We start from the raw sequence: 24,438 nt of genomic DNA, 5'->3' as shown, positions 1-24,438 counted from the left end.
ACTTCCGTCTGATGCGATGAAGGCTTGTTGCAAGTCTTTTATCAGTTGCTAAGCCGCGTGCAACCCGGATGACATTTTCTTATAAAAAAGCATCAAAAATTCCGATGGCGTGATGGCCATATTCGCGTTAGCTTGCCGCGAATTCCCGGAGTCTCTGCTCATGTCTTTCCTGACAAATCTGACCTTCATTCCCGAATGGACCATCTTCGTCCAATTTGTGATCGCCACCGCAATTTTATCCATCACGCCCGGCCCGGACATGACGCTTTTTGTTGGTCGAGCTCTGTCAGAGGGAAAAGCTGCAGGCTTTGCCTGTCTGGCGGGTGCCAGCACAGGCATTATCATTCATACAAGCATGGTGGCTCTGGGCCTGTCGGCGCTGATCATAGCATCGCCCGCCGCCTTCACTGTGTTGAAAGCCGTTGGTGCGCTCTATCTGGTGTGGCTGGCTGTTCAGGCAATCCGCAAGGGGTCGGCATTTTCACCGGAAAAGAATGGCGGCAAGAAGCACACATTGTTTCAGAACTGGGCAACGGGACTGGGCATCAATCTGCTCAATCCGAAGATCATTCTCTTCAACATGACCTTTCTGCCGCAGTTTGTTTCCGCGCATGACCCGCACGCCATGGGAAAACTGTTTTTTCTTGGCCTGTCGTTTATTCCGCTGGCGCTGCCTTTCACCATTCCGATGATTGTGGCAGCTGATAAATTCTCCGGTCTTCTCAAGAAGAATCCAACGGTTACGCGGATTGTAGACTGGCTTTTTGCGGGTGTTTTTTCGGCCTTTGCGCTCAAAATTCTGACAGCGCAGGCCAAGTAGGATTACTTCGCCGGGCGGGCTAAAAATCGTCCGGCATTACGACCGGCAATCAGCCAGTAGACAAAACCACCGACGACGCCTGAACAAGCGAAAGCGCCTGTCAGAAGCGCGATACTTGCGGCAATCTGCTGATCCGTGATTGCGAAAAGCGAACCTGTTCCCATCGCCAGCAACCCGATCACAAGGCCGCCGATACAATAAGGCAGCGATGATTTCCACCCGCGCGCTTCGGCTATCACAATCAGCACCAGTGCCGGGAAAAAGCTGAAGCCGCCTGCCATGAATGCCAGAACAGGTCCGCCGACGAGAACGGCTGCATAAAAGCCCGTCATATCCCAGCTGTCACGAATTTCCGTAAAAATATCCTGAAAAAACGGGTCTGACATGGCATAGCCGAGTACATCGACCTGGCTATAAAGAATGGCCGCCAGAAAAAATCCTGCGGCCAGAACAGCGACACAATAGCCGAAAACAATGACAACAAACCGTGTGATGTAATCGAAAGTGTCGGTCAAACGCGTTGATCTCCGTTAATTACTCACCGTGTCCGGCGATCATCATGGCTTCAAGCGCCAGCCGTTCGGTTTTGCGCATACGCTCTGATTCCGACTTCAGCTGACCACAGGCCGCCAGAATATCGCGACCGCGTGGTGTTCGGATCGGCGACGCGTAGCCCGCCGCATTCACATAATCGGCGAAGCGTTCGATATGTTCCCAATCCGAGCACTGGTAGTTGGTGCCGGGCCATGGGTTAAACGGGATCAGATTGATCTTGGCCGGAATGCCCTTGAGAAGCTTAACCAGCAGCTTGGCATCTTCCATGCTGTCATTGATGTCTTTGAGCATCACATATTCAAATGTAATGCGTTTTGCATTCGACAGGCCCGGATATTCGCGGCAAGCCTTGAGCAACTGCTCCAGCGGATATTTCTTGTTGATCGGCACCAGCAGGTCGCGCAACTCGTCGCGCACGGCATGGAGCGAAATTGCCAGCATCACGCCGATTTCTTCGCCGGTACGATAGATTTCCGGCACAACGCCGGAGGTCGAAAGCGTGATACGACGCTTGGAAAGGGCAAGGCCATCGCCATCTGACGCAATCAGCAGAGCCTTTTTCACTTCTTCAAAATTATAAAGCGGCTCGCCCATGCCCATCATGACGATATTGGTAACCTTGCGGCCTTCCGCAGGCACGATGGCACCATCGGGTGTGTCGGTCTCCGGGAAATCACCCAAACGATCACGCGCGGTCAGAAGCTGCGCCAGAATTTCTTCTGATGTCAGATTGCGCACCAGCTTCTGCGTGCCGGTATGGCAGAAGGAACAGGTTAGCGTGCACCCAACCTGTGAAGAAATGCAAAGCGTGCCGCGGCCTTCTTCCGGGATATAAACACATTCGATTTCGACAGGACGCCCGGCACCGCGTGGCGGAAAACGGAACAGCCACTTGCGCGTTCCGTCCTGCGAGATTTGCTCTTCAACCACTTCCGGGCGCGCAATGGTGAAATGCTGCGCCAGCAGCGCGCGCAGATCCTTGGAAATATTGCGCATATCGGCAAAGTCGGAAACGCCGCGCACGTAAAGCCAGTGCCAAAGCTGCGCAATGCGCATCTTCACCTGCTTTGGCAACACGCCAATCTTGATCAGTGCATCAGCCATTTCCTCACGCGACATGCCAATGAGCGAAGGCTTCTGTTCCATATTTGCGCGCACATGGCGGGCAAGCTGGTCGCGCGTATCATCAATGGTCAGGTCGAACGAAATGGACATATGTTTTCAACTGTTGAGGACGCCGCATAAAGCGCGCCGGTAAACACGATCTGTTGCATGGATATATGGGCTCGTTCATCTGAAATGCGAGCCTGTTGCGCGCGCTCATAGCACACAATATTCGATCCGTCATCCCGCAGTGTTTCGTGGGAGATATGCAGCGACGCGATATCGGATGATAAAAAGAAAAGCCGGAGCTTCGGCCCCGGCTTTTAAATCTGCTTGGACTGATTGGCTTATTTGCACTTCTGAATGGCTGCGAGTGCTGCCGAAATGCCTTTGAGCGAATAAGTATAACTGGTTTTGGTGCCGCGCTTGGACTGCGCCTGAACCTTCATGTCAGAACCGCCGCGCATGGCTGCGACCAGCTGTGGCTCTTCCGCGGCATTTTCCATCCAGCCGGATTTGCCGTTGACGAACATGTTGAAGCTGCGATTGCCGACAGTAACCACAACCTTGGCGTTGGTATTGAGATCATAACCGGCCATGAACTGAGGTTCAAAGCTGATGTTCTGGCCCGGTTTCTGGCTCACGAGAAAGAAATTATCACCGTGATCGACATTGGCTGGGGCCTTTTGTGTCGGCACGGACAGGACATAGCAAACCTTGCCATTGCCCGACTGGTAGCTATATGCGCCCCAGGCGTCGAACTGTTTAATCTGGGTCGGTGTCTGGGCCAGCGCTGCGCCAGCCATTGCAATCGTGAACACCGAAGCCGCGACGATCGATTTTCCAAGCATGGTTTTTTACCGGTTCTCTTTCGTTTGCTTCCAAGTCGAATATCGGGATGTCGTCGTTCAACACGCCGCCCCGCTTAGTGACCCTTAATGTGCCTTAATCTGGGTTACCAAACGGTGAAGTTTTGAAAGAAAACTTGAACGAGTGCACCAGGCTTTGAACCTTAGTCCCCACGATCCCGCTGCTCACTTCATCCAAAAGAAAGCGGCAAGAGTTTGTCGGCAGCAATCTATCCCATTGTATGGATGTGTAAATCCGTAACAAAGCTGTGAATGAGATCGGTCAGCTTCCGGTGATATCAGCTTCGTCGCGCATGGCTTCGCGCGCTGCAATACGGTGCGCAGGCGTTATATGCGTGCGCACGGCTGTGAGTGCTGCCATCAGCACCGCAACGTCATCGGTAAAGCCAATGCCAACCAGCATATCGGGAATAATATCGAAAGGCAGTACGAAATAGGCAAGAGCGGCCATCAACGTCATGCGCACACGCGTTGGCGTTTTTTCATCAAGCGCGCAATAATAAGCCGCCACGACTTCATCCATAAAAGGAACCATGCGACCGGCACGGCGTGCGGTTTTCCAGAAACCTTTTTTCACCCGTTCGCTGCGCCTTTGGTTCTGGCGATCATCACCGGGTTCAAGGATTTCATCGATCCTGGTGCTATCCATAGTCAATCAAACTCCTGTCATCCGCATCAGCCTGTGACTCCAACAAAATGGGGGTGCTGGGACGTCTTTTCAAGTTTTCGTGGTCTTCAGCCTGCAAGAACCGTCAGCTACACCAAACCTCCCAAATCACCAGAATATAGAGTCCTTCCCGTTGAGGGGCGTCCTACGATCTGGCTGAATGGAGATTTTTATGCACTTTACCGGCTATGGCGAAAATTTTGTACGTAGTGACCGGTCAACCCAGTTTTACCGTGGACATCAACTGGCTTTGGCGCAGGACATTGGCGATCAGATCACTGTCGATGTGAAAGACGGCGTTTGCTATGACATGACTGCCTATATGCGTTTTCTTCTGGGCGCCGGGATATCGCAGCATACATTGCGCGGCACATCCGGTCAGAACTGGATTCCTTTACTGAATTTCAAAGCGGGCGAATTGTGGAACGGTTATTCAGCGCTTCCCTATGGCCGGGCAATTGGATTTTACGACGTGAAAGCCGGCCACATTTTTCATTCCGCCATTTCTGTGGGGGATACCTTCATTCGAAGTATCAATGGCGGAGCGCTCGGTCAGGACTGGAGTGATCGTGTCGATCTGACGAAGGCTCTGCCTTATAATTTGAGAAACCGAGACGGAAGCTTCAATTATCAGAAAAAGATAATTATCGTTTATATTTCAAAGATTTGATAGGATTAAGCGATTGCATTCATCATGCGTGCTAACTGGGTGTCCAACTCTGTGATGCCGTTTTCGCTATGCGTTGAAAGCGTGACATCGACACGATTATAGACATTGAACCATTCGGGGTGATGGTCAAGCTTTTCAGCATAAAGTGCTGCCCGGCTCATAAAGCCGAACGCTGCGTTAAAATCCTTGAATTGAAAACTTTTGCTGATCGCTTCACGGTCATCGACCTTCTGCCAGCCCTCAAGCTTGGCAAGTTCCTGTTTCAGTTCATCTTCATTGAGCCGGTTGCGTGTCATTGCCTTTTGCCTATGTTGTTGGCTATTCAGCTCTAACTTATCATAGCCGTGAGAGTTCCGTGACCCAATCAGCCCCAACCAGTATTTTGTTTGTCTGCGCAGGCAATATCTGCCGTTCGCCGCTTGCGGAAGGTGTGATGCGCGAAGTTCTGGCTGAGCGCCGCATTGATCATGTGTTGATCGATTCCGCAGGAACCAATGGCTACCATACTGGCGAAGAGCCGGATGATCGCTCGATCCGTGTTGCAGCCGGTTATGGCCTCGATATTTCTGAGCAGCGCTGCCGTCAGCTCATTGCAAGCGACTTTACGCGGTTCGATCTCATTCTGGGTATGGATCGCTACAATATGCGCATGATCGCACAGCGAAAGCCTGTAAGCGCAAGCGCTCGTATCGGGTTGTTCACCGAAATTGCGCAAGGAAAAGCAGTTGAAATCCCCGACCCTTATTATGGCAATATCGGGGATTTCGAACATGTTTACCGGATGGTTCTGGCCTCATCAAAGGCGCTGGCTGACCAGTTCTGGCGCGATGCGGGTACCAAAGGCCAGGCTTCCTCGACAACATAAGGTCCACCGCCGACAGAATCACGTGACGACATCAGCACGAAGCGCCCCACCTTGAACGGCATTGTCGAGAAGTTGCCGCGCGATGAGAGGTAATGCACGACATCCTCAATGCGCGGGTTTCTCAACCGTGCCAAAGTCACATGCGGTGTGAATTTTCGCGGATCAGCAGGAATGCGAAGCCGTTGGCAGATGCGTTCGATTTCGCCCTGAAGTGCGTTGAGTTCAGGCGAGGGAGATACGCCGGCATAGATGCTGTGCGGCTTCTTGGAGCCGAAAGCATCGACACCTGACAGGCTGAGCATGAATTCAGGGCGCCGCACGCGATCGAGTGCATTGGCAACCTCATCGGCCACATGGCCTTCCACATCTCCAATAAAACGCAGGGTTATGTGGTAGTTTTCGACATCAATCCAGCGTGCGCCGGGGAGGCCGCCTCGTAATAACGAGAGCGAAAGCGCGGCGTCGCGCGGGATTTCGAGGGCAGTAAAGAGACGCGGCATAAAGCATCCTCCTCGAACCGTTCTGCACCAGAGCGTCGTGTGGCAAAAACCACGGAAGGACGCTCTGCGTTTAGAGTGCCTATGCATCAATCATCAGGAAAACGAATCTTCTTTACGAACCGATGCAACTTGCAGCGAATCATTCTTCGCCGTTTTGAGCAAGCTGTTTATGCTTCCGGTCTGTGTCAGCCGCCCGATGTCCCCGTCTTTTGTTTGGCTTTGAGGGTTTTCTCGATCACTGGCATGAAATGGCTGACCATTGTTTCAACGCCCTTTTCATTTGGGTGCATGCCATCTTCGAGCAGCAGATCCTTCTGGGTAGTGACACCATCAAGGAAGAACGGATAAAGTGGTACGCCATATTTCTGCGCGAGCTTTGGATAGATCGGGTTGAATTTGTCGGCATAATCCTTGCCCATATTGGGCGGAGCCATCATGCCCGCGAGAATGACTGAAATACCGCGTGCCTTCAGACGCGAAAGCATTTCATCAAGATTTTTCTCTGTAATGTCCGGCGAAATACCGCGCAGCGCATCATTGGCACCCAGTTCCAGAATAACCAGATCGGTGCCATCGGGAATCGACCAGTCGATGCGCGCAAGCCCACCGGTTGTGGTGTCGCCCGAAACGCCTGCATTCTCGATACTGACTTCATAGCCCTTGTCGTCGAGTGCTTTTTCAAGCTGCTGCGGGAAGGCCGCATTGGACGGCAAAAGGTAGCCAGCCATCAAACTGTCGCCAAAACCGACAATCTTGACCTGTTCAAGCTGTTCGGTTGGCAATGCGTCTTCGAGGCCAGTTGGCTCTTCCTGAGCGCGTGCTCCTGTCGCAAGAAAAGATGCGGTCAGAGCAAAAATCGATAACCAAACCGTGATCGAGTGTTTGAAACGCATTGTTAGCGACCCATATCTAGCAAAGTGGGCAATCCGCCCGGATGATTCCTTCTCGCGCAAAACAAGTTCAATTTTGTGACGCGCTTTGACCCTGAATATGCATATAGGAAGAAAAACGCGTGACGGAACAGGTAGCATCTTCAATTTCTGGCCCGATTATTGAACTTGAGAACGTTCATTTGACCCTCGGGCACGCTGCCTCGTCTGTGCATGTCCTCAAAGGCGTCTCGCTTTCCATTATGCAGGGCCGCTCTGTCGGTATTGTTGGGCCATCGGGTTCGGGCAAATCAACCCTGCTGATGGTGCTGGCGGGGCTCGAGCATGTCGATCAGGGCAGCGTGAAAATCGCAGGCGAGACGATTAGTCAGATGTCCGAAGATCAGGCCGCGGCTTTTCGCGGTGCCAATATCGGTATTGTCTTCCAGTCGTTCCATCTGATTCCCAATATGACGGCGCTTGAAAATGTCGCTGTTCCTCTTGAACTTGCCGGACGTAAAGATGCGTTTGAGGTTGCCGAACGCGAGCTTCGCGCTGTGGGGCTTGGCGAGCGCCTGACACATTATCCGTCGGAACTGTCGGGTGGTGAGCAGCAGCGCGTCGCCATTGCGCGTGCGCTTGCGCCAAGCCCGAAAATCCTCATTGCCGATGAACCAACCGGCAATCTCGACACGGCTACTGGTCGCCAGATTACCGATCTTCTGTTTTCAAAGCAGCGTGAAAACGGCCTGACCATGGTGCTGGTAACACATGATCCATCGCTTGCTGCGCGCTGTGATCAGGAGATCCCGGTGCGTTCAGGCCGTATCGAAGAGCCTGCCCGAAAAGAGCCTGCGCTTGAAGAAGCGGTGGCAGGCGCATGAGTTTTTTAAAATCGTTTTCTCTCGCTCTGCGCTTCGCTTTGCGTGAAATGCGTGGTGGGTTATCCGGCTTCTATATCTTTCTCGCCTGTATCGCTTTGGGTGTTGCAGCCATTGGTGGCGTAAACTCAGTTGCGCGCTCGGTCAGTACCGGTATTGCAGCCGAAGGCCAGACTATACTTGGCGGCGATGTCAGTTTTGCGCTCAATCAGCGTGAGGCCAGCCCCGATGAACGTGCCTTTATCGAGCAGCAGGGACGCTTTGCCGAAAGCGCCACCATGCGCTCCATGGCGCGTTTGCCCGATGGGTCGGATCAGTCGCTCGTGGAAGTGAAGGCCGTGGACGCTGCTTATCCGCTCTATGGTGAGTTGAAAACACAGCCGCAGCTTTCGCTTAACGATATGACCAAAGAGCAGGACGGCGTTTACGGCGCGGCTGTCAGTCAGGATTTTCTCAATCGCATGGGCGTGTCGCTCGGCACGAAGGTGCTGCTCGGGTCTGAAACTTTTGAGCTGCGTGCGCTGATTGAAACCGAACCTGATCTTCTGTCATCGGGTTTTAATTTCGCGCCGCGTTTTCTCGTCTCGATAGACGGCTTACGTGCATCTGGCTTGATACAACCCGGAAGTCTTGTCGATCATATCTATAAGGTCGCATTGCCGGGTAGTGCATCTGATTCAGCAATCACGCAGTTGCGTGAACGCGCAACGAAGGACTTCCCCGATGCTGGCTGGAATATCCGCTCACGCAACAACGCAGCCCCCGCACTGACTGCCAATATTGAGCGCTTTTCGCAATTCCTCACGCTGGTCGGCCTGACGGCGCTGATTGTTGGCGGTGTTGGTGTTGCCAATGCCGTTCGCGCTTATCTCGACGGCAAGCGCGGGGTGATTGCGACTTTCAAATCATTGGGCGCGCCTGCACGCTTTGCGGTGCTGGTCTATCTTGTACAGATCATGGTGATCGGCCTGATTGGCATTGCCTTTGGACTGCTGCTGGCGGCCATTATGCCGTTTGCGGCTGCCGCAGCCCTTGCCAATTATCTGCCCGTTGCGGGTGGTGGCGGCTTTTTCCCTGATGCTTTGGCACTGGCGGCAGTGTTTGGCCTTATCACAACGCTGGCCTTTGCGATCATTCCGCTGGGGCGTGCACGCAACATCCCCGCCACTGCATTGTTTCGCGAGCAGGGTTTTGAGCAGCGCGGACTTCCGCCATTGCTTTATCTGGCTCTGGCTGTCCTGCTGATTGCGGCACTGGCCGGACTTGCGCTTTATGTGGCCTATGATCGGCGGATCGCAGGCGTTTTCATTGTTGCGGCGATTGCGGCTTTTGGTGTGCTGCGGCTTGTGGCAGACGGCATCCGCTGGCTGGCGCGCCGTGCGCCGCGTGTGCGTTCAACAGCTGTGCGTCTGGCAATTGGCAATATCTACCGCCCCGGCGCGCTGACGCCTTCGGTGGTTTTGTCGCTCGGTCTTGGCCTGACGCTGATGGTGGCTATTGCGCTTATTGATGGCAATCTGCGGCGTCAGATAACGGAGAATATTCCCGCACAAGCGCCGGACTTCTTCTTCGTTGATATTCAGAACAATGACATCGGTGATTTCACCAAACTTGTCAGCGGCATCGTGCCGGATGGCAAGCTCACTGCCGGGCCGATGCTGCGTGGTCGTATCGTTGCTTTCAACGGCACCAATGTGCGCGACATGACCATTCCGCCTGAGGCCGCATGGGTGTTGCGTGGAGACCGTGGCATTACTTTTGCGGACAAAGTTCCCGAAAATTCGACGCTGAGCGAAGGCGAGTGGTGGCCTGCTGACTATAAGGGCGAGCCTCTGGTCTCGTTTGCAGAGCGCGAGGGCAAAGAGCTGGGGCTCAAGATCGGCGATGTGGTCACCGTTAATGTGCTTGGCCGCAATATCAATGCCAAGATTGCAAGCTTCCGGCAGTTGCAATGGGAAACGCTGGCGATGAATTTCGTCATGGTTTTCTCGCCCAACACGTTTGCCGGTGCGCCTGCAACGTGGCTTGCAACGCTGACGATCCCAGAGAATCAGAAGAACTTGGCGCCGGATGTTTTGCGACAGGTCACAAAGACATGGCCGGCGGTAACAACCGTCAGCGTCACCGATGCGCTTGATGTGGCAAATGACCTGATCAGTCAGCTTGCAACGGCGATCCGAGCGGCAGCCTCTATTGCGCTTGCGGCATCGGTTTTGGTGCTGGGCGGCGCTTTGGCTGCTGGCAACCGTGCCCGTGTTCACGATGCGGTGGTGCTAAAAACGCTGGGTGCCACACGCGGCACGCTGATTACGGCTTATATCGTTGAATATATGCTGCTTGGTCTTGCAACCGCCGTGTTTGCGCTGGTCGCGGGCAGCGTTGCGGGTTGGTACGTCGTGGTTGAAGTTATGAAGCTTAAAGCGCAGTTCCTGCCGGATGTGGCTTTGATGACGATTGCCATCGCTCTTGTGCTGACTGTCGGATTCGGACTTGCCGGAACATGGCGTGTTCTGGGTCAGAAGCCTGCGAACGTGCTCCGAAACTTATGAAGCATTTGTAATGTTGTTGCATAAAATCGCGTAAGGTCTTGGATCTTATTGAAAATGCGGTCCATTTTAAAATGCTCTTATTATGATTTTTTACAGGGAGTACTTGTAGGATAGCTGCAAAATCCCCATAATAAGCGAAGGCATGCTGGGGTCCCGCCAGCGGCGCCTTGTGGCATCTTAAGCTTGAAGTATGCCCTGACACCGGACGGGACAAGGCAAGAGGAATTAAGTCATGGCTGACTATCGCAATATTCAGGCGCAGAGGCCCGTCGGCGGCGCACGCGTCGGTGCTGACATCGATCAGGGGCTGCGCAGCTATATGCTGGGCGTTTACAACATGATGGCTATCGGCTTGGTCGTTACCGGCCTTGCTGCTCTGGCTGTCTCATCGCTGGCAACAACAACAGACCCATCGGCTGCAGTCGCGCAGATGGCGAACGGCAAGATGCTCACTGCACTCGGTGCAGCCCTTTACACATCCCCGCTGCGCTGGGTTGTTATGCTTGCGCCGCTCGCAGCAGTCTTTTTCCTGAGCTTCCGCATTGAGCGTCTGTCGGTATCGACCGCCAATGCTGTGTTCTGGGGCTATGCGGCACTGGTTGGTCTGTCGCTGTCGTCGATCTTCCTGGTCTTTACCGGCCAGAGCATCGTTCGCACCTTCTTCGTGACGGCTGCCTCTTTCGGCGCGCTGTCGCTTTACGGCTACACCACCAAGCGTGATTTGTCCGCTATGGGGTCGTTCCTGATGATGGGTCTGTTTGGCCTGATCATCGCTTCGGTTGTTAACATCTTCCTCGGCTCCACCGCGCTGCAGTTTGCAATCTCGGTGATCGGCGTGCTGATCTTTGCAGGTCTGACCGCCTATGACACGCAGTCGATCAAGGAAATGTATTTTGAAGGTGATTCGGCCGATTCGCAGGGCCGTAAGGTTGTTATGGGCGCGCTGCGTCTGTACCTCGACTTCATCAACATGTTCATGTTCCTGCTTCAGTTCATGGGCAACCGCGACTGATCAGTCTGGAATAGAATGAATGCGAAAGGGCAGCGGAAACGCTGCCCTTTTTGCTTTTCAAAAAGACTTCTTCGGGGCATGTTGAGCGGGTAATTTCAAACAGAGTCCTGGCTTTCGCTATGCCCTTCATTCGAGACTTTCAGCCCACCGATATGGCAACCATTTCCGCGATCTACACGGAAGCGGTGTTAAACGGCTCCGGTTCCTATGAGATTGAGCCGCCTACTCTTGATGAGATGAAGCGGCGCTTCGACACTTTCGTCGATCAGGGTTTTCCGATTCTTGTTGCGGAAGAGCATGGCCGGGTGCTGGGCTATGCCTATATCAGCTATTTCCGCACAAGGCCTGCCTATCGCTGGCTTGCAGAAGACTCGATCTATATCGCACCCGATGCGAAGGGAAAGGGCCTTGGTAAGCTGCTGCTTGGAGAATTGATAAAGCGCGCGACCGCGCTTGGCTTCCGGCAGCTGCTGGCGGTGGTGGGCGATGGTGAGCACAATATCGGCTCGGTGAAGCTGCATGAAAGCCTCGGCTTTATCCATTGCGGGCGTATTCAGGGTTCCGGTTTCAAGCATGGCCGCTGGCTTGATACCGTGCTGATGCAGTTGCCGCTTAATGGCGGTTGCACGGTTGATCCCGGCGCCATGCCACTGACTTAAGTCATCGCTTATTTATCGACCAGCTTGAGGCTCTTGTCGAAAACGCGAAGCACACGCTCAAGCTCGTGCCCGCGCTTCATGATAAGGCCTGTTGCGGCAATGACAGAATAGGCGCCCTGCTTATTTGCGAGCTTTGGATTTTTCTCAATGCGAAAAAGCGGCACTTCGCTTGCCCGACGGAAAATCGAAAAAACAGCCCTGTCTGCGAGATGGTCAATCGCATAATCCCGCCAAACGCCTGTTGCGACCATGCGGCCATAAACATTCAGGATTTTTCCAAGCTCATGCCTGTCAAAGCTGATGGTGGTTGGAGCAGTTTTTATATGCCCCACAAGGGCAATGTTTAGGGTGGACGAAGAGTTGGGAAGTGAATGGGACGCTGCCGCATTCTCATTTGCAGCGCTTTGTTTATCCATGGTTTTCCTTTCGACGCTGGATGGTTAGCCAAGGAAATGTGCAAGTCGCAATTATCTTGCCGCATAAGCCCATGGTGATGGTTTTGTTAAATCTTTGCAAGGTTGTGATTGGCGCTGGTGATCGCGCGCAAATTGATCTATAAAAAATCAATCCCAATTAGTTGTATATTAGCTGGTCACGAAAAAAGAACGCCTGTTCTGAATGGTGATGATTGGCCACATTTTGGCCTTGTTAACTTCGCATTCCGGCCTGATTGTGCGGCCTATATTAGCGTGTTGCCTGAGACGGTTCGGTTCGGGTTTGTCCGACCCCAAGCCCCCCGCCCAAAGGACTGCTCGAACCGAACCAGCTCACACGCGATCAGCCTCTCAGGCAAATGTGAAACTTCCAAAAAATTATCGAAAACAGGCCGTCAAAGACGTGATCCTGATAGCGTTTCGCGCATTACAGGCTAAGCGGGCTTCTTTGCTTGAATATGGCCGCACCATGGATTGGGCCAAGCGCATTGGCGCTGTTGCTTTCCTGCAAAATGATTGCGCAGCCGTTTACGTCCTTGCGCTTGAGCTCTGAGGCAGGCAGCTCGATTTTCATAGCTTCACCGTCCCACATGCCGATCGTGTCAGTGTCCATCACCGTATTGCGGTACGTGACTGACTGGCCGGCATTCTCGCCCCGGTCGATCGGGATCGTGACTGCATCGCGCAAATAGAACATCACTACATGCACCGGACTTTTCGGCTTTTCACCTTTGGCGATCTCGATGGACAGACGTCCGTCATCCAGCTTACGGATCGAAACGGGCACGTTAAGTTTGTTTGCAGCAATATGTTGTTTTACGGCCTCAGCATCGCGACCATTTACTTCAGACGTGCCATTGACGATGGCCTGCGGCGTATACAGCATCTTGGCATTAAACGAATTGCGATAGGCGTTCTGGCGGTCCGTGTTGTCCTGCGATGCAAGCGTATCGTGCCAGCCCATATAGTCCCAGTAATTGACGTGGAATGACAGCGCCAACACGTTCGGGTCATCGGCATATTTCGCCAGATTCTTATCGGCTTGCGGGCAGGATTTGCAGCCTTGGCTGGTATAAAGCTCAATCACCGATGTGCGCGTGCTGCTGGATTCAGCGTTCGCCACGCCATGCATGGACAAACTACCCGTAAACGCCAAACCCAGAGCAGCACAAACACAGCGCAGACCGGGAGCATATTCGCCGGAAAATCGTGTACATGTCCCATTGAAAGGGGAGTGGAAGGTCACTTTGGTTTCATCCTGCAATCAACGCATTTCCAGCAAAACGAAAACGGTTTTGAATGGTTCAATGCGTATATAATTAGCTCTGACATATATTATGTAGGAATTGGCATGATCAATAGGAAGTCACGTTGCAGTGAGTTTCATGTCGGTACTGTTTCTTTTATCCCACGCTTGGCGTGACCTGCGATAAAAGGATGGTGTGCCAGAAAATCCATAGGGACGGGACTGATCGAATATGCGGTTGAGCCTAAGAGAAAGAGCCATCGCCATTTGCGATGAAAAGATAGCCAAAAAGGGCGAGACGGTTGGCATCTCTTTTTACGCGTTCTTTGCCAATAAGAATTCTGACCCCGAATTGCTTATGGAAGCTGCTCAGTGGTGGATTAAAACCCACTCGCTTGATCATTTTGAGAAAGCAGTAAAAATCAGGGATATGATTCGTTCGGGCTTATAAACCAAAAAGCCGCCGGATTTCTCCGGCGGCCTTTTAATTTTGATGCTGTACTGATTAAGCAGCCAGATCGCGCAGAACGGTCTGCAGAATGCCGCCATTCTTCATGTAGTCGAGCTCATCCAGCGTATCGATACGGCAGATGAGTGGAACCTTCTTCACGCTGCCATCGGCATAAGTGATGGAAGCTTCGACCTTTTGGCGTGGGCGCACATCGGCAAGGCCTTCGATGGAGACGATTTCATCGCCCTTAAGACCGAGTGTCTGCCAGCTTGTGCCTTCCTCGAAGACGAAAGGCACAATGCCCATGCCAACGAGGTTGGAGCGGTGAATACGCTCAAACGACTGCGCAATCACAGCCTTGACGCCGAGCAGATTGGTGCCCTTTGCAGCCCAGTCACGCGACGAGCCATTGCCATATTCGACGCCGGCAAAGATGACGAGCGGAACGCCCTCTGCCTTATATTCCATAGCGGCGTCGTAGATCGACATTTCTTCCTTCGACGGATAGTGAATGGTGTATCCACCTTCACGACCGTTTTCGCCCAGCATGTGATTGCGAATACGGATATTTGCAAACGTGCCGCGCATCATCACTTCATGGTTGCCGCGACGTGTGCCGTACTGGTTGAAGTCGGCAATGCCGACGCCATGGTCAAGCAGATACTTGCCAGCAGGTGACTGCGCCTTGATGGAACCGGCAGGTGAAATATGGTCGGTTGTGATCTTGTCGCCGAAGAGACCAAGCACACGCGCGCCTTTGACATCAGAAATCGTGCCAGCCGACTTGCCCATGCCCACAAAGTAAGGCGGGTTCTGCACATAGGTCGAATTGTCGTCCCATGCATAGGTCTGGCCAGCAGGAACCTGAACGGCCTGCCAGTTTTCGTCGCCCTTAAACACATCCGCATATTTCTCGGAGAAGATTTTGCGGGTGACATTCTTGGCGATGAAGTCCTGAATTTCCGCCGATGAAGGCCAGATATCGCGCAGGAATACCGGATTGCCATCTTGATCTTCGCCAAGCGGCTCTGTTGTCAGATCCTTGGTAACCGTACCGGCAAGCGCGTGAGCAACAACCAATGGCGGCGAAGCCAGGTAGTTTGCCTGAACGTCCGGCGAAACACGGCCTTCAAAGTTACGGTTACCGGAAAGAACGGCAGCCGCAATCAGACCCTTTTCATTGATGGTCTTGGAGATCGGCGCAGGCAATGGACCGGAATTGCCGATACAGGTCGTGCAGCCGAAGCCAACGAGGTTGAAGCCGAGTGCATCAAGATCCTTCTGGAGGCCAGCGGATTCAAGATAAGCGGCCACAACCTGAGAACCGGGTGCGAGCGAGGTCTTGACCCATGGCTTGGTCTTGAGACCTTTGGCAACCGCATTGCGCGCCAGAAGACCGGCAGCAATCAGCACGCTTGGGTTGGAGGTGTTGGTGCAGGACGTGATTGCGGCAATCGCCACATCGCCATGACCAAGATCATAGTCTTCACCTTCAACGGCATAACGTGTGGTCTGGCCGGTGGTCTTCTTGTACTCGGTTTCAAGCGAGGTTGCGAAGCCCGATGCAATGTTTTCCAGCGCAATGCGGCCTTCAGGACGCTTTGGACCAGCCATCGATGGAACAACGTCGCTCATGTCGAGTTCGAGAATGTCGGTAAAGACTGGGTCTTCGGAACCGGCTTCACGCCACATGCCCTGAGCACGCGAATAAGCTTCCACGAGCGCGAGGCGGTCTTCTGCACGACCGGTCGTGTTCATGTAGTTGAGCGTTTCCTTGTCGATCGGGAAGAAGCCGCAGGTTGCGCCATATTCCGGGCCCATATTGGCAATGGTCGCACGGTCGGCAAGCGTCATGTTTTCGAGGCCTTCGCCGAAGAATTCGACGAATTTGCCGACAACGCCCTTCTTGCGCAGCATCTGTGTGACGGTGAGCACGAGATCGGTTGCGGTCACGCCTTCCTTGACTTTGCCTGTCAGGCGGAAGCCGATGACTTCTGGCAAAAGCATGGAAACGGGCTGGCCGAGCATGGCAGCTTCCGCTTCAATACCGCCAACACCCCAGCCAAGAACGCCAAGGCCATTGACCATGGTGGTGTGGGAATCGGTGCCAACGCAGGTATCAGGATAGGCAACGGTTTCGCCATCTTCTTCCTTGGTCCAGACGGCCTGTGCCAGATATTCAAGATTGACCTGATGGCAGATGCCGGTGCCCGGAGGAACAACACGGAAGTTCTTGAATGCCTGCTGGCCCCATTTGAGGAAGCGGTAGCGTTCGCCATTGCGCGCATATTCGAGGTCCACATTGGCCTTGAAAGCATTTGGATTGCCGAACTCATCGACGATCACCGAGTGGTCGATGACGAGATCGACAGGAACCAGCGGATTGATCTTTTCAGGATCGCCGCCCAGCGCCTTCAGACCATCGCGCATGGCTGCAAGGTCAACAACGGCTGGAACGCCGGTGAAGTCCTGCATCAGCACACGGGCCGGGCGATAAGCGATTTCAGCGCCTGCCGAGCCGCGATCATTGAGCCACTTTGCAACAGCTTCGATGTCCGACTTCTTGACAGAGCGGTCGTCTTCGAAGCGGAGCAGGTTCTCAAGGAGAACCTTCATGGAGAAAGGAAGCTTGGATATGCCCGTCAAGCCGTTCTTTTCGGCTTCGGTCAGGCTGTAATAGACATAATCCTTACCGCCAACGGTAAGGGTTTTGCGGCATTTAAAGCTGTCGATGTGCGACACTTCATTCGTCCTTTATGCTACTGGCCGGAAAACCAGGACGAACGCCTAGGCTAGCGTTTCAAGGACGCGCCAAGGTGCGGGTGCAGTCATTTCCGCTGTCCGTCCCGAAACTTGTATAATAGGTTACAAGTGTTTGAGATCGGCCAAAATTCGTTTCCACACCGACCGCTGGCATGGTAGCCCTCATATAGAGAGTTTCCTAAAACGATTCCAGACTGAATTTCGTGAATTTGCCCCCTTGCGGCGAAATGTTGCGATAGCCCCTTTTAGACGTTGCCAGAAGGGGCTGAGGAGAGAGAATGCGGCTCAAAGCCGAAAATCTGGCAGGTGAGCGCGCGGGCGAGACGATCTTCGCAGGCCTTTCATTTGACTTGTCGTCGGGTGAAGCACTTATTGTCACCGGCCCGAACGGCTCTGGAAAATCGACATTGCTGCGAATCATCTGTGGTCTTCTGGCGCCGGAAAACGGCACCATTGCGCTCTACGAAGACACTGTTTCGATGCCAGTGCGCGCTGCTTGCCATTATCTTGGCCATCTCAATGCAATGAAGCCCGCTTTGAGCGTGCGCGAGAATCTTTTGTTCTGGCAAAAATTTAATGGTGCTGCACGCTTCGATATTGAAGAGGCACTGGAGGCAGTCGATCTGCCGGGCGTTGACCATCTGCCTTTTGGCTATCTGTCAACCGGGCAGAAGCGCCGTGTTTCCATTGCCAAACTGCTGATCAGTCATCGCCCGGTCTGGATTGTCGATGAGCCGACCGCCGGTCTCGACAAGGCATCCGAGGCGCGCTTTGCAGAACTGATGCGCGATCACAGGCGTGAGGGCGGCATGGTGATTGCCGCAACGCATATTCCGCTTGGTCTGACGGGGATCAAATCGCTCGACATGGCCGCCTATGCGCCCGAGGTGGCGTGATGGGAGCACTGTTTATCAGAGATTTGCGTTTGGGTTTTCGTGCCGGTGGCGGCGCACTGATCGGGATTTTGTTCTTTCTGGCTGTCATTTCAGTGATGCCGTTTGGTGTCGGCCCTGATCTTAATCTGCTCTCGCGCATTGGTCCGGCCATGTTATGGATCGGCGCTTTGCTGGCAACACTTCTTGGCCTCGACCGGCTGTTTCAGGCGGACCGAGAAGATGGCTCGCTTGATCTGCTGCTGATTGGTGCAGACCGCCATATGCTGGCTTTTACAGTCTTTGTGAAATGTCTTGCCCATTGGGTGGCGAGCGTTTTGCCGCTGGTCATTGCGTCACCCATGTTGGGGCTGTTCATGAATATGGATATGACCGCAACCGCTGCAACTGCGCTGACACTTCTGGTCGGAACGCCAGCCATTGCTTTCATCGGCGCAGTCGGTGCGGCATTGGCGGTGGCGCTTCCGCGCGGCGGCTTGCTGGTTTCGGTGATCGTGCTGCCGCTGACCATTCCGGTGCTGATTTTCGGTGTCTCGGCTTCATATGGCGCGACCGATGCTGTGGCCCCATTCTTTGCGCCGTTTCTGATTCTGTGTGCGCTGACTTTGTTTTTTGCTGTTTTAGGGCCGTTGGCAGCTGCTGCATCTTTAAAAAGTTCGGCGGATTGAGCATGATCCCGAAAAGTGGGAACCGGTTTTCGGATAAGATCATGCTCGAAAATAATGTGATCCCGAAAAGTGGGAATCCGTTTTCGGATAAGATCAGGCTCGGCGGATTGACGCAGTTGATTACGGTCAATTGAACGGCATATCGCGTCAGGTATAAGTATAGGCCATGACGAATGACATGATGAAAACCCAAAGCTGGCTCGATCTGGCAAACCCGACCCGCTTTCTCGCTTTTGCGGGTAAGGTTCTGCCGTGGCTTGGAGGCTTTGCCGGGCTGTTTCTGGCAGCCGGGCTTTATATGGTTTTTCTGTCGCCGGATGATTATCAGCAGGGTCTGACTGTCCGCATCATGTATATCCATGTGCCTTTCGCCTGGCTTTCGATGATGTGCTATTCGATCATGGCAATCTCGGCCCTGGGGACGCTGGTCTGGCGCCATCCGCTGGCGGATGTCTCAATCCGCGCAGCGGCTCCCTTGGGCGCGGTGTTCACAGCGCTTGCACTTGCAACCGGCTCGCTCTGGGGCAAGCCGATGTGGGGCACATGGTGGGTGTGGGATGCGCGATTAACTTCCGTGTTCGTGCTGTTTTTGATGTATCTCGGCATTATTGCGCTGTCGCGCGCCATGGATGATCCGGCCAAAAGTGCAAAGTCCGTCGCCGTCCTCACACTGGTTGGTTTTATCAATATTCCGATTATCAAATTCTCGGTCGACTGGTGGAACACATTGCATCAACCCGCTTCGGTTTTCCGCATGGATGGTCCGACGATTGACGGCTCTATGCTGCGGCCGCTTTTTGTGATGGCGATCGGCTTCACGCTGCTGTTTCTCACATTGCACATGATGGCGATGCGCAATGAAATCTGGCGTCGTCGCGTGGCTATGATGAAAAAGCTTGCAGCCCGCAATGCAGATCGCAGCCGTATGAAAAAAGTGCGTGTGGAAGCACAGGAGGCAACGCAATGAGCCATTTCGCTTATGTGGCGATCTCCTATGGCATCGCCGCCGCAGCCCTCGCCATCACGATTGGCTGGATACTGATCGATCAGCGCATTCAGAAAAATGAGATCAAACGGCTTGAAGCGCAAGGCGTGCGCCGCCGCTCGGCAAAGAGTTCTGCGCAATGAGTGAAGCCGATACCGCTAAAAAGCCCCGCATATTGGTGGCGCTGCTGCCTTTGCTAATCTTCGTTGGCCTTGCCGCGATCTTTGCCGTGCAGCTTTTATCCGGCAAAGACAATACGACCATTCCTTCGGCCTTGATTGGCAGACAGGCACCGCCAACCAATCTTCCGCCCGTCGAAGGCCTTCTGCGCGATGGTGCGCCCGTGCCGGGGCTCAACAGCGAAGATTTCAAAACGGGCCCTGGGGGCAAGCTCACGCTCGTCAATGTCTGGGGATCATGGTGCGTACCATGCCGTCAGGAGCATCCGCTTTTGATGGAAATCGCCAAGGACAAGCGCATTCGTGTGGTTGGCCTCAATTACAAGGACCAACCCGAAAACGCCCGCCGTTTTCTTGGCGATCTCGGCAATCCCTTTGCTGCCGTGGGCGCAGACCGCGCGGGACGCTCCGCCATTGAATGGGGGGTCTACGGCGTGCCGGAAACCTTCCTCGTCGATGCAGACGGTAAGATCGTTTACAAGCATGTCGGGCCGTTTACGCCGGAGTCGGTCAAGAACGATTTGATGCCTGCGGTGGCGAGGGCTTTTAAAGCTGATTAAAAAGGCTCGTGTCCGTGTAGTTCGCGAGCAAATTCGTTATCATTGGCTTTTGAGAAGGCTTCTTTTAATGATGGGATGTGATTATCAAAGGTTTCCCTGAATTTATTAGATAAACTGAATTTGTCTATTGAGTTCATCCGTTTTTGAATAAATCTTAAGTGCTGATCATTAATAGCATAAGCGAGCCTTTTACTCGATAGGGCGAACAAATTATTAAATTTGAGTCGGACGGTCTGTAAAGGAACTGCTCTTAATTGATTAGCTGTATCCTCACTTTGATACGCAAAAAATAAATGATGGGGCGAAATCGGGCAGGCCAACCAGCCTTGAGAATTATTAAAAGGTGTATCGAAAATAACGGGTCTATCTGAAGTGATAAAATCATAGTTACGTACATAAAGTACGAACCATTTCATTTTGAGAATTCCATCGATTATTCTTTTGTTGGACATTATCTCTGGTAATTTAAGCATGGCTTTCTGAGGCGCAGGCGCGATTATCTCAGTACTAATTTGATCGAATTGATTATCCGAAGCGCGTCGAATAGTATTATATACTGTTTCGAATTCAGGTATGATAGACTTGTAGAGATCGTGCAACGATGCCTTAAAATTTAAAATGTCATCCGGCATTCTCAACATCAAAGTTGCGATAAATTGAGCCCAAGCATGTCGCTGGGCTGGGGAAAGCGATTGTTTAGATAATAATAGTTTTTGCGCTTCAGCAGCTCGGCTGTCGATAGGGGACAAAAATTCTGTTTCAATTTTCTGCGCAGCTTCGTCTGGGAGGCCGTCAATAGCATACAAACGATAGATATAGCCCGTAGCTGCGGGGTGAACTCGTCGCGGCTTTACAACGTTACCGTAAGGTCTGCTGAACTCAACAAGGGTATCTGCTTCTCCAGTCCATTGTTTGAGGTAAAAAACGGGAAGAAAATGATGCTTTTTTGGAGCGGCCATTATTTTATCTAAATCCTAAAAACGGACTTGAATATTTTACCGGAGAAGCCGTCCAAGAATCACCCCCTCCCCGCATGAAGGAAGGGTTTGATTACTGCATCTGAATTTTCAATCAATCCGGCAATTTCCGCACCGCGCCCTTGGCAGCACTCGTTGCCATGGAAGCGTAAGCTTTGAGCGCGGTTGAAACCTTGCGCTTGCGCTCTTCAAGCGGCTTCCAGCCGGATGCATCCTGCTCGGCGCGGCGTTCCGCCAGCGTTGCATCATCAACAGCCAGATGGATTTTGCGGTTTGGAATGTCGATATCGATAATATCGCCTTCGCGCACCAGACCGATCGTGCCGCCTTCGGCTGCTTCCGGCGAAACGTGACCAATTGAAAGACCCGAAGAGCCGCCCGAAAAACGTCCGTCAGTGACCAGCGCGCAAGCCTTACCGAGGCCCTTCGATTTCAGGTAGCTGGTTGGGTAGAGCATTTCCTGCATACCCGGACCGCCGCGCGGACCTTCATAGCGGATCAGCACAATGTCGCCAGCCTTGATCTTGCCGTTCAGGATACCGAGCACGGCAGAATCCTGGCTTTCGAAGATGCGGGCAGGGCCGGAGAATTTCAGAATGGAATCATCCACGCCTGCCGTCTTCACGATGCAGCCGTCTTCAGCCAGATTGCCGTAAAGCACGGCCAGACCGCCATCCTGACTAAACGCATGTTCTCTCGAACGGATAACGCCCGTTTCACGGTTCGTATCAACGCTGTCAAAGCGGCGTTCCTGGCTGAATGCAACCTGTGTCGGCACGCCGCCGGGGGCCGCCGAATAGAACTTGTGCACCATTTCACTGTTGGTGCGCGTCACGTCCCAATGATCGAGCGCCTTGCCCATGGTTTCACTATGGATGGTCGGCAGATCGGTATTGATCAGCCCTGCCTTGTCGAGCTGGCCGAGAATGCCCATAATGCCGCCTGCACGATGCACATCTTCCATGTGAACCGTATTGTTGGCAGGCGCGACCTTACAAAGAACCGGCACGCGGCGCGACAGACGGTCAATATCGGCCATGGTGAAGTCGATTTCGGCTTCCTGTGCAGCCGCCAGAAGATGCAGGACCGTATTGGTCGATCCGCCCATGGCAATATCAAGCGTCATGGCGTTTTCAAAAGCCGGGACGCTTGCAATCGAGCGCGGCAGGATGCTGTCGTCGTTCTGCTCATAATAACGGCGCGCGAGATCGACAACCAGATGACCGGCTTCCACAAACAGGCGCTTGCGGTCGGCATGGGTTGCGAGCGTCGAACCATTGCCCGGCAGCGACAGGCCAAGTGCTTCTGTGAGGCAGTTCATCGAATTGGCGGTGAACATGCCCGAGCATGAGCCACAGGTTGGGCAGGCAGAGCGCTCAATCGCCTTGACCTGATCGTCGGTATAGTGGTCATCGGCGGCAGCAACCATGGCGTCCACGAGGTCGAGCTTCTTGACCTGATCGTCCCACACGACCTTGCCAGCTTCCATCGGACCGCCGGAAACGAAAACGACCGGAATATTGAGGCGCAGCGAGGCCATCAGCATGCCGGGCGTGATCTTGTCGCAGTTGGAAATGCACACCATCGCATCGGCACAATGGGCATTGACCATATATTCCACCGAGTCGGCGATCAGCTCGCGCGATGGCAGCGAATAGAGCATGCCGTCATGACCCATGGCGATGCCGTCATCGACCGCAATGGTGTTGAATTCTTTCGCAACGCCACCAGCGCTTTCGATTTCACGGGCAACCAGCTGGCCCAAATCTTTCAGATGCACATGGCCCGGCACGAACTGGGTGAACGAGTTCACCACGGCAATGATTGGCTTGCCAAAATCCTCATCCTTCATGCCGGTGGCGCGCCATAGGCCGCGCGCGCCAGCCATATTGCGGCCGTGGGTGGTAGTACGCGAACGATAAGGAGGCATTTTCAAACCTTTTAGGAACTGTTCTAATTTGGTCGTCGGTATGCCAGAATCACCCGCTCTACGCAAAGCGCAAATTGCCCCAGCGCCTGCACTGGTGCGCTATTTTCAAGCACATCGCATTCAGCGGAAATGTTCAGGCGTGCAATCATAATTGCCGACACCGACCGCCCCAACTTAGCATATTGTTGATATAATGCAAAAGATTTTACGCTTTAAACGTAAGGAAATTTCTTAAACGCCGCTCGTTGCTTCCGCCAAGGCGCTGTCAATCAACGCATTGACGGTTTTCATGCACTGCTTTGAAAAACGTGCAGGTCAAAAAGAGCCGATGTTTTCGCTCTAAATGAGCCCGACGTCGAGACAGGAGAGGCGAAACTAAAACCGGCTGAAAAAAACGGCCAAAGCGACATGCGCAGAGTCGGTGCGCGTGATTGTGGTTGTCGCCTTAGGCTTTCGTTTCTCTCAGCACGGTTGCAAAGTCGGGAAAACTGTGCCGCATCGTCAGCGCTGCATCACTTCAGAAGAAAATGCGTAGGCCAGCGTCCTCGTCAGCACGTAGGGTGGCACGGGTTTTCGAAACACCGGCACATCAGGATAGCGCGCAGCAAGATGCGTGGGCAGTCCTCCACCTGTATGAACCACGACAAAAACGTTGCGGCTCTTTAGTCTGTCCAGAATAGGCTCCAAATCACCATCCGCAAGGTTGACGTCGAGAATGGCGGCGTCCACTTCCTGCTTATTGATGAGGTCTATGGCTTGTTTTACGGTGCCCACAGGGCCGATAACAGTGCCCTGGGCATCTTCCACAGTGGCGGCAACGTCGAGAGCGACGAAAATTTCGTCCTCCACGACCAGTACCCGCCTATGTTCAAGATTATCCATGATCTTTCCACTGTCGCTATCGATTTCTGTTTGCTCTAAACCCAGTGTGGGTTGTCGCAGAGTCAATGCTCAGGCACACAAAGAGGTTCCCTGAAGGATCAGGATAATGGATTAATGGTGAATCAAATCTTTATTTCAGGCAGGGCAGCCCGATTTAGCTCACTTTAGAAAGCAGTGAAGGTCAGGGTCGTGAGCGAACGCACAATATTGGGAATATCGAGCACATTTTCATTGATGAATTTGCCGATGTCGTCGCCTTCTTTTACGTAGATCTTGGCGAGCAGATCATATTCGCCGCTCGTCGAATAGAGTTCCGAAACAATCTCACGCTGATAGAGCGTGTCCGCAACCTCATAGGTCTTGCCGGGGGCGCATTGCAGTTGCAGGAAAACGGGCTTCATATCTGTTCCTTTCGCCATATGGCGGTCAGCGGCCATAGAGCTAAATTGG

27 protein-coding genes are annotated in these 24,438 nt (G+C 53.3%); 13 read left to right on the top strand and 14 right to left on the bottom strand.

Annotated elements, in window-relative coordinates:
• Window positions 1-160: 160 nt before the first annotated feature.
• On the top strand, window positions 161-820 hold the full coding sequence (locus VBH83_RS00570) for a LysE family translocator (protein WP_265982654.1): 660 nt from the start codon (window positions 161-163) through the stop codon (window positions 818-820).
• A 2-nt stretch (window positions 821-822) separates the two neighbouring features.
• On the opposite strand, the gene VBH83_RS00565 is transcribed toward VBH83_RS00570, so the two are convergent.
• The 4 genes from VBH83_RS00565 to VBH83_RS00550 all read right to left on the bottom strand — a co-directional run bounded on the left by VBH83_RS00565 (window position 823) and on the right by VBH83_RS00550 (window position 3,997).
• On the bottom strand, window positions 823-1,335 hold the full coding sequence (locus VBH83_RS00565; protein WP_265982655.1) for a hypothetical protein: 513 nt from the start codon (window positions 1,333-1,335) through the stop codon (window positions 823-825).
• A gap of 19 nt (window positions 1,336-1,354) precedes the next feature.
• Window positions 1,355-2,590, bottom strand: a complete 1,236-nt coding sequence (gene rlmN, locus VBH83_RS00560; protein ID WP_265982656.1) for a 23S rRNA (adenine(2503)-C(2))-methyltransferase RlmN — start codon at window positions 2,588-2,590, stop codon at window positions 1,355-1,357.
• A 236-nt stretch (window positions 2,591-2,826) separates the two neighbouring features.
• Window positions 2,827-3,330, bottom strand: coding sequence for an invasion associated locus B family protein (locus tag VBH83_RS00555; RefSeq protein WP_265982657.1), 504 nt, complete (start codon window positions 3,328-3,330; stop codon window positions 2,827-2,829).
• Window positions 3,331-3,610: 280 nt separating this feature from the next.
• The gene (locus VBH83_RS00550) at window positions 3,611-3,997 is read right to left on the bottom strand and encodes a YkvA family protein (protein ID WP_265982658.1); all 387 of its coding nucleotides are present in this window, start codon (window positions 3,995-3,997) and stop codon (window positions 3,611-3,613) included.
• 190 nt (window positions 3,998-4,187) lie between these two features.
• On the opposite strand from VBH83_RS00550, the gene VBH83_RS00545 reads away from it, so the two are divergent.
• Window positions 4,188-4,685, top strand: coding sequence for a hypothetical protein (locus VBH83_RS00545; protein WP_265982659.1), 498 nt, complete (start codon window positions 4,188-4,190; stop codon window positions 4,683-4,685).
• Window positions 4,686-4,690: 5 nt separating this feature from the next.
• Here the strand turns inward: VBH83_RS00545 and VBH83_RS00540 are convergent, their stop codons facing one another.
• The gene (locus tag VBH83_RS00540; RefSeq protein WP_265982660.1) at window positions 4,691-4,981 is read right to left on the bottom strand and encodes a 4a-hydroxytetrahydrobiopterin dehydratase; all 291 of its coding nucleotides are present in this window, start codon (window positions 4,979-4,981) and stop codon (window positions 4,691-4,693) included.
• 59 nt (window positions 4,982-5,040) lie between these two features.
• On the opposite strand from VBH83_RS00540, the gene VBH83_RS00535 reads away from it, so the two are divergent.
• The gene (locus VBH83_RS00535; RefSeq protein WP_265982661.1) at window positions 5,041-5,550 is read left to right on the top strand and encodes a low molecular weight protein-tyrosine-phosphatase; all 510 of its coding nucleotides are present in this window, start codon (window positions 5,041-5,043) and stop codon (window positions 5,548-5,550) included.
• Here VBH83_RS00535 and thpR read toward each other — a convergent pair.
• Complete coding sequence (gene thpR / locus VBH83_RS00530) at window positions 5,460-6,050, bottom strand: RNA 2',3'-cyclic phosphodiesterase (RefSeq protein ID WP_265982662.1); 591 nt, start codon at window positions 6,048-6,050, stop codon at window positions 5,460-5,462. The two genes, VBH83_RS00535 and thpR, sit on opposite strands and share 91 nt — an antisense overlap.
• Before the next feature lie 185 nt (window positions 6,051-6,235).
• A complete protein-coding gene (locus VBH83_RS00525; RefSeq protein WP_265982663.1) occupies window positions 6,236-6,943 on the bottom strand; it encodes an arylesterase in 708 nt (235 codons plus the stop codon).
• A gap of 119 nt (window positions 6,944-7,062) precedes the next feature.
• On the opposite strand from VBH83_RS00525, the gene VBH83_RS00520 reads away from it, so the two are divergent.
• From VBH83_RS00520 to VBH83_RS00505, 4 genes are all read left to right on the top strand, one after another.
• On the top strand, window positions 7,063-7,803 hold the full coding sequence (locus VBH83_RS00520; RefSeq protein WP_265982664.1) for an ABC transporter ATP-binding protein: 741 nt from the start codon (window positions 7,063-7,065) through the stop codon (window positions 7,801-7,803).
• On the top strand, window positions 7,800-10,349 hold the full coding sequence (locus VBH83_RS00515) for an ABC transporter permease (RefSeq protein WP_265982665.1): 2,550 nt from the start codon (window positions 7,800-7,802) through the stop codon (window positions 10,347-10,349). The genes VBH83_RS00520 and VBH83_RS00515 overlap by 4 nt, the downstream gene beginning before the upstream one ends.
• Before the next feature lie 232 nt (window positions 10,350-10,581).
• Window positions 10,582-11,361, top strand: coding sequence for a Bax inhibitor-1/YccA family protein (locus tag VBH83_RS00510; protein ID WP_265982666.1), 780 nt, complete (start codon window positions 10,582-10,584; stop codon window positions 11,359-11,361).
• 119 nt (window positions 11,362-11,480) lie between these two features.
• A complete protein-coding gene (locus VBH83_RS00505; RefSeq protein ID WP_265982667.1) occupies window positions 11,481-12,020 on the top strand; it encodes a GNAT family N-acetyltransferase in 540 nt (179 codons plus the stop codon).
• An 8-nt stretch (window positions 12,021-12,028) separates the two neighbouring features.
• On the opposite strand, the gene VBH83_RS00500 is transcribed toward VBH83_RS00505, so the two are convergent.
• On the bottom strand, window positions 12,029-12,436 hold the full coding sequence (locus VBH83_RS00500) for a DUF2794 domain-containing protein (protein ID WP_265982668.1): 408 nt from the start codon (window positions 12,434-12,436) through the stop codon (window positions 12,029-12,031).
• 445 nt (window positions 12,437-12,881) lie between these two features.
• Window positions 12,882-13,616: a thioredoxin family protein gene (locus VBH83_RS00495; RefSeq protein ID WP_265983816.1), complete on the bottom strand. Its 735-nt coding sequence runs from the start codon at window positions 13,614-13,616 to the stop codon at window positions 12,882-12,884.
• A 316-nt stretch (window positions 13,617-13,932) separates the two neighbouring features.
• Here VBH83_RS00495 and VBH83_RS00490 point away from each other — a divergent pair, with 316 nt between their 5' ends.
• Window positions 13,933-14,151, top strand: coding sequence for a DUF6500 family protein (locus tag VBH83_RS00490; protein WP_265982669.1), 219 nt, complete (start codon window positions 13,933-13,935; stop codon window positions 14,149-14,151).
• 54 nt (window positions 14,152-14,205) lie between these two features.
• On the opposite strand, the gene acnA is transcribed toward VBH83_RS00490, so the two are convergent.
• Entirely contained in the window at window positions 14,206-16,893 is a 2,688-nt protein-coding gene (gene acnA / locus VBH83_RS00485; RefSeq protein ID WP_265982670.1) for an aconitate hydratase AcnA, read from the bottom strand.
• 299 nt (window positions 16,894-17,192) lie between these two features.
• On the opposite strand from acnA, the gene ccmA reads away from it, so the two are divergent.
• From ccmA to VBH83_RS00460, 5 genes are all read left to right on the top strand, one after another.
• Window positions 17,193-17,810 (top strand): heme ABC exporter ATP-binding protein CcmA, encoded by a 618-nt coding sequence (gene ccmA / locus VBH83_RS00480; protein WP_265982671.1) that lies wholly within the window; start codon window positions 17,193-17,195, stop codon window positions 17,808-17,810.
• Window positions 17,810-18,475 carry a heme exporter protein CcmB gene (gene ccmB, locus VBH83_RS00475; RefSeq protein WP_265982672.1) on the top strand — a complete coding sequence of 222 codons (666 nt, stop codon included), beginning with the start codon at window positions 17,810-17,812 and terminating at the stop codon, window positions 18,473-18,475. The genes ccmA and ccmB overlap by 1 nt, the downstream gene beginning before the upstream one ends.
• 166 nt (window positions 18,476-18,641) lie before the next feature.
• The gene (locus VBH83_RS00470; protein WP_265982673.1) at window positions 18,642-19,442 is read left to right on the top strand and encodes a heme ABC transporter permease; all 801 of its coding nucleotides are present in this window, start codon (window positions 18,642-18,644) and stop codon (window positions 19,440-19,442) included.
• Window positions 19,439-19,603 (top strand): heme exporter protein CcmD, encoded by a 165-nt coding sequence (gene ccmD, locus VBH83_RS00465; RefSeq protein ID WP_265982674.1) that lies wholly within the window; start codon window positions 19,439-19,441, stop codon window positions 19,601-19,603. The genes VBH83_RS00470 and ccmD overlap by 4 nt, the downstream gene beginning before the upstream one ends.
• Window positions 19,600-20,199: a DsbE family thiol:disulfide interchange protein gene (locus VBH83_RS00460; RefSeq protein ID WP_265982675.1), complete on the top strand. Its 600-nt coding sequence runs from the start codon at window positions 19,600-19,602 to the stop codon at window positions 20,197-20,199. The genes ccmD and VBH83_RS00460 overlap by 4 nt, the downstream gene beginning before the upstream one ends.
• Here VBH83_RS00460 and VBH83_RS00455 read toward each other — a convergent pair.
• The 4 genes from VBH83_RS00455 to VBH83_RS00440 form a co-directional block, all read right to left on the bottom strand.
• Entirely contained in the window at window positions 20,196-21,158 is a 963-nt protein-coding gene (locus VBH83_RS00455; protein ID WP_396995915.1) for a DUF4238 domain-containing protein, read from the bottom strand. The genes VBH83_RS00460 and VBH83_RS00455 overlap by 4 nt on opposite strands.
• 112 nt (window positions 21,159-21,270) lie before the next feature.
• Window positions 21,271-23,106: a dihydroxy-acid dehydratase gene (gene ilvD, locus VBH83_RS00450; protein WP_396995913.1), complete on the bottom strand. Its 1,836-nt coding sequence runs from the start codon at window positions 23,104-23,106 to the stop codon at window positions 21,271-21,273.
• Between the two features lie 501 nt (window positions 23,107-23,607).
• Entirely contained in the window at window positions 23,608-23,988 is a 381-nt protein-coding gene (locus tag VBH83_RS00445; protein ID WP_265982678.1) for a response regulator, read from the bottom strand.
• 164 nt (window positions 23,989-24,152) lie between these two features.
• On the bottom strand, window positions 24,153-24,389 hold the full coding sequence (locus tag VBH83_RS00440) for an Lrp/AsnC ligand binding domain-containing protein (RefSeq protein WP_265982679.1): 237 nt from the start codon (window positions 24,387-24,389) through the stop codon (window positions 24,153-24,155).
• Window positions 24,390-24,438: the final 49 nt, after the last annotated feature.

The organism is Ochrobactrum sp. S1502_03 (genome assembly GCF_044435015.1).
In the GTDB taxonomy this organism is placed as follows: Bacteria; Pseudomonadota; Alphaproteobacteria; order Rhizobiales; family Rhizobiaceae; genus Brucella; species Brucella chromiisoli.
The sequence above is the reverse complement of the archived record's forward strand: the minus strand, read 5'-3'. Positions and strand labels throughout refer to the sequence as shown.